The organism is Paenibacillus sp. P4_A7 (assembly GCF_056402455.1).
On record NZ_JBFUHJ010000413.1, the window covers coordinates 1 to 5,068 of the forward strand.

4 protein-coding genes and 1 pseudogene are annotated in these 5,068 nt (G+C 40.5%); all 5 read right to left on the minus strand.

The features are described from left to right. Positions 1–364, minus strand: a pseudogene (locus AC1DWN_RS27665) (hypothetical protein); the annotation flags it as partial. Between the two features lie 63 nt (positions 365–427). After that, complete coding sequence (locus tag AC1DWN_RS27670) at positions 428–1,300, minus strand: carbohydrate ABC transporter permease (protein WP_477562101.1); 873 nt, start codon at positions 1,298–1,300, stop codon at positions 428–430. 23 nt (positions 1,301–1,323) lie between these two features. Next, complete coding sequence (locus tag AC1DWN_RS27675; protein ID WP_477562102.1) at positions 1,324–2,289, minus strand: ABC transporter permease; 966 nt, start codon at positions 2,287–2,289, stop codon at positions 1,324–1,326. A 168-nt stretch (positions 2,290–2,457) separates the two neighbouring features. Continuing rightward, on the minus strand, positions 2,458–3,552 hold the full coding sequence (locus AC1DWN_RS27680; protein WP_477562103.1) for a response regulator transcription factor: 1,095 nt from the start codon (positions 3,550–3,552) through the stop codon (positions 2,458–2,460). Then, the coding region (locus AC1DWN_RS27685) for a sensor histidine kinase (RefSeq protein ID WP_477562104.1) at positions 3,549–5,068 on the minus strand (1,520 nt) is incomplete at its 5' end. The genes AC1DWN_RS27680 and AC1DWN_RS27685, both read right to left, overlap by 4 nt.

Below are 5,068 nucleotides of genomic sequence, written 5' to 3' on the forward strand. Positions count from 1 at the left end.
CGTTGTTTATTCCCCAAGTTTGGTACACATCCGGCATATCTCCAGAGGCAAACTTCAATTTTAACTGAGCCGCATATTGACCATGGGGCAAGAAGGCTATGTCTATATTCGTGTTGGTTTGTTCAGCCAAGTACTTAATCGTCGGTATGTCCATTGCATTGGTGCTAGGTATCGGCTGATTGTTGTCTGAAATAAACAGCTTGATCTTGGCAGGTTCCTCCTTTTTCGGAGATGGGCTTTGTGCAACTTCGGTTGATTTGGATGATGGAGCTGATGCTTCACCAGGGTTACCTGCCGACGAGCATCCAGAAATTACTAAAATGATTATTAATGCAGAGGCTAGACTTTTCCACTTTTTATTCAATATAAACACCCTTTCAAAATGTAGTATATATGAAGGCTTGCGCCTAGCATAACGACACGACAACTATTCTTTGACTGAACCTAGCAACGCACCTTTAATAAAGTGTCTTTGAAGAAACGGGTACACAAGCATGATAGGAATGGAGGAAATAACAACCGTTGCCATTTGAATCGTTTGCGGTGTAACAAGCATATCCGTAGGCGGCGCTATCGTATCTTGGCTGTTCCCTTGCGAGATTAACGCATAAAGGTACATTTGTAAGGTGCGAAGCTTGAGATCCGTAATATACAATAATGGCGCGAAATAATTATTCCAATGTCCTACTGAATAGAACAACAGCAGTGTTACTATAATCGGCAGCGACAAAGGCAACATGATGCGCCATACAATCCCGTATTCAGACACTCCATCAATCCTGGCTGCCTCAATCAGATCTTCTGGAACAGACCGAAAAAAAGTGATGCAAAGAAAAAGGTTGAAAGCGCCAATTGCACTCGGGATAATAAGTGCCCAGAGCGTATTCAGCAAACCTAGCGCTTTCACGACTAGATACGTTGGAATGAGAGGCGCTTGAAATATCATTGTGAAAATAATGAACAGCAGAACAAATTTCCGCCCCTTCAAGTATGTCCTTGTTAGTGGATATGCTGTATAAATAGTCATTGCAAGATTTAGCAAAGTGCCGCTAACGACGACGATCAAAGTTACACCAAATGATCTCAAATAAATCGGATTTTTGATGACATGCTCATAGTTTTGAAGAGTGAAGCCACTTGGCCAGATTGTTACCCTAGATAAATCTATGATGTTGGCCGAGCTTAAAGAGCCCGCAATGATATGAAGCATTGGCAATAATACAATCGCACACAGAAGCAATAAAAAGGTAATATTGAAATAATCAAACGTATACTCTCCCCAGGATTTTTTGATTTTCATACTAGCTTAGCCCCCTGTTCTTACTAATATAAAGATTCTCCGGTTGTCGCCCTACTCGTATGATTAGCAATAACTAGCAGCAACAAGCCGATTATGGATTTGAATAGGCCAATTGCTGTAGTCAAGCTATACTGTCCATTCAATATGCCTGCACGATAAGCGAAGGTATCGAGAACATCACCCGTTTCATAAGTAAGCGGATTCAAGAAAACATAAATTTGTTCAAAGCCCAAATCCAACACATAGCCTATTTTCAATAACAGCAAGATCATAACCGCGGGAAGAAGCCCAGGGATAGTAACATGCACGAACTGCTTCCAGCGTCCCGCCCCGTCGATCTTCGCCGCTTCATACAAAGAAGGACTAATTCCTGACAATGCAGCTAGAAAAATAATAGAGTTCCACCCCATCTCCTTCCATATACCAGACGATACAATTATGGTGCGGAAATAGCTTGGTGTTTGAAGAAAAGGTATGGACTCCCCCCCGGACTGCATGATTAGATGATTGATCATCCCTATTTGTTGCGACAACAAGCCGTAGGCTAATCCGAAAATAATGGTCCATGATAAGAAATGCGGCAAGTACACAATCGTTTGCACCCATCTCTTTAATCGAAATTGACTAAGCTCATTCAACAAGCACGCCAAAATAATTGGGGCGGGAAAGGCGAATACGATCTGATAGAAACTAATAATTAATGTATTGCTGAACAGCCTGACAAATTGCGGATACGAAAATAACTGATGAAACCATTTGAACCCCACCCAATCACTATCGAGGAAGCCTTTAAATATATTAAAATCTTGAAAAGCAATAACAGAACCCAACATGGGAACATACTTAAATATGATGAAATACAGCACTCCCGGGATCAACATTATGTACAAGGCCCGGTGCTTCAATATATAGGATAAAACTGGTCTCGTCATCGAAACGCTAGTCGGACTTTGTCCCCCTTGTTGAGTATTGTTCATTTGGTTCTCCATTCAGTTGCCTCCTCTATCTCGCTACGGTATCTATGTTCATTAGTATAGAGTCTCGTCAGCCGCGATTCTATTGTATAGAACTCCGATTTATATGGATGATATTCAGAATATAAAAAAAACTGTCCTAGAAAGTCTATTTAGACCTTTCAGGACAGCCCTGTTTCCCATTCATCGACTAATTCTTTTCTTATAGTCCATCGGACTTAACCCGTAATGCTTCTTAAAGTTCAATCCGAAATAAATGACATCATCATACCCAACTTGCGTGGCAATTTCRTAGCTCTTGAGCGAGGTGTTCAACAATAATTCTCTCGCCTGCTGCATCCTCACTAACATAATATAGTTGCCTATTGTCGTATTCGTCTCTTGCTTAAAAACTCCGCACATATAATTTTTGCTGATTGCGACATAATCTGCTACCTCCTGCAAAGTAAACTTTTTAGCGTAATGACTCTGAATATAGGCCTTAATATCATTCACTAGCTTTAAGCTCTGCTTGTCGCGTACTACGGCCATCTCCCCGATCAGAAAATAAGCTCCTTCCTCCAATCTTCTGATCGCACAAAGTCTGTAATAGCTCCTGAGCTTGTTATTAGGCAATAATTTCTCCCCGAGCTCAGTATCCTTCCCTTCATCAATATCAAGATCCGAATCGATCTTATCCATCTTTAATTGTTCCAATACCATATTCAACCAAGTCATAGACAGGGCGTTAAGCAATTCATATCGATCGCCAATCCACTCCTCAATCAATTCGAGTGTATCTACTATAAGAATCGGCAATGTGTTCATATTGCGTGTTTTGATTTGCTCCAGCCATCTTTCCAGCCATTGGCGATGATAGGGACTTTTCTTAATAAATACATGCTCGACAGCTTGACTTCTCGACCGCTTCAGCTTCAAGGCCGCTTTCTGTAAGGCATCATGAAGGATGTTTACATCTACAGGTTTCAGAATATAGTCTACCGCTTCCAAAAGAATACTCTGCTTTGCATACTCGAATTCGTCATAGCTTGAGACTACGATAGAAACCATCCACGGATACCGTTCGTTGATCGTCCTAATCAATTCCAAACCGTTTTTTCGCGGCATTCTTACATCCGTTATGCACAGATCCGCATAATAAGAGTCTAACCACTCTAGTGCTGCTACCCCATTGGCGGCCTCTCCTGAAACCATTAGCAAATCGCTCGATTCTTCTACCCATTTGCTAATGCTAGTGCGAATAATTGAAGCATCATCAACTACTAACACTCGAATCATAAAATTTCACCTTCCTTTTTAACCCTGTTATATGGAAACACAATCTGAACTTTTGCTCCATCGTATTTAATATCATTTTCAATGAACACCCCGCTATTTGAATCAGGGTAATACATCCTCAACCGATAATGGACATTCAATAGACCGACTCGGGATAGTTGTTTGTACTTGTATTCCGGTTTTTCGGCTGTAAGCAGGTTATTTAATTCACTTAACTTCTCTTCTGCGAATCCGCCGCCATTATCCAATATTTGAACGTTAATATATCCGTCCTCCCTAATAGTTGCGGACAATTTCAAAAATAATGACTCCCCAGATTGTTCTAACCCATGCTTAATGCTATTCTCCACTAATGGCTGTATGATCGCCTTTAAGCAAGATGCGTCTGCACATTCATCTGAGATATTATAATCGAGGTTCACAGCATCCCCATACAATACTTTAATAATATGGATGTAGTCATTCAAATGATTAATCTCATCCGTCAATGATACAGTCATTTCCCGATAATTTGATGTATATCGGAGCATATTGGATAGAGCAATTGTCGTCTTTCCTATTTCCGGTTGATTAGCTAAATTGGCCATGGCATTAATTGATTCTAGAGCATTGTAGAGAAAATGAGCGTGGATTTGCGATTGTAATGCAGACATGGTGGCCTCCTGCTGCAATAATCTGGATTCAGTCAATTGAAAGATGGATGCTTCGAGGCTTTCCAGCATATTGTTGTAATTCCTCGATAAAACAGCAATCTCATCTTGCCCCTTTATCTCAACGCGAACTTTGAAATCCCCTAATTCCGTACGCTTCATTGTTGCACGCAGCCGTTGCAAACGTTTGGTAATTGAGGATGACACAGCAACAACGAGTAGGATGGATGCGATTAAGCTCATTAATGTAATGACGATCATAATATTTTTCACTCTATATATACTTCGGGCTACATCCTTATAAGGTACGATAACCAACGTTTTCCATTCCGTGTGAGGAATCGTTTCATAAATTACCATTTCATTAGTAGCATCATAGAAGAAGGATCCGCTCTGTGCATTGCTTATTTGCCGAACTAGCTCCTGATCTAACTGCTGGGCTACCTCGTTCATATCCGGATGTGCTACGATCTGTCCATTTTGATCAATAATAATTCCTATTCCTTGCTCCCCTAAATGAATCTTCTCTAAAATTTCTAACGTGTTAGCGAGTGATACATCCATCTTTAAGTAGCCTTGGATACTATTAATCTGAAATTCTTTAATCAACGACATGACCGGAATGGTTCGAGACCTGCCTTCTCTTTCAATATAATTTTCACTCTGTTTAACAAAACGGTGGATTCCCTCGTTAAAAGTAATATCCTTCAGCCAAGCTTCATTTTTCATAGAATAATCTAAACGCAAATAGAGATCGCTTGTAGGGTTCAGGTAGCGATTCTCAAAACCCGATTTATTATACAAGGTGATCGACAAAATCTCAGGATGTTCTTTCGCGAATGGATTAAAATAACGCTCTGTCATCT

Coding starts and splice junctions, on each gene's coding strand:
- AC1DWN_RS27670 (WP_477562101.1), bottom strand. CDS start 1,300: ATGAAAATCAAAAAATCCTGGGGAGAGTATACGTTTGATTATTTCAAT.
- AC1DWN_RS27675 (WP_477562102.1), bottom strand. CDS start 2,289: ATGGAGAACCAAATGAACAATACTCAACAAGGGGGACAAAGTCCGACT.